General features: G+C 78.5%; 1 protein-coding gene. It reads right to left on the reverse strand.

The window, feature by feature from the left end:
- Positions 1-265: phosphomethylpyrimidine synthase ThiC (locus KVS67_RS12100; RefSeq protein ID WP_217565460.1), on the reverse strand; the 265-nt coding region annotated here is incomplete at both ends.

The raw sequence follows: 265 nt of genomic DNA on the forward strand, positions 1-265 counted from the left end.
GGGGTGGTTCACGTTCGCCGGGATGATGGCGCGGCCGGCCGCGACCTCGGAGCGCACCAGCTCCACGTCCTCGCCCTCGCGCAGGGCGACGTAGCGCATCTCCGGGGTGATCTCGCCGCGCCGGGCGTAGTGCATCTGGGTGGCGCGCGCGCCCTCCTTGGCGCGCAGCGGGGCGCGGCGCTCGCCGGCCCACTCCTGCGTGGCGGCGCCGCGGCGCACGGCCGAGCGGCCGCCGTCGAGCTGGTCGCGCTCGCGGCCCTCGTTC

This window comes from Micrococcus sp. GbtcB5 (assembly GCF_019091605.1).
Classification (GTDB): domain Bacteria; phylum Actinomycetota; class Actinomycetes; order Actinomycetales; family Micrococcaceae; genus Micrococcus; species Micrococcus luteus.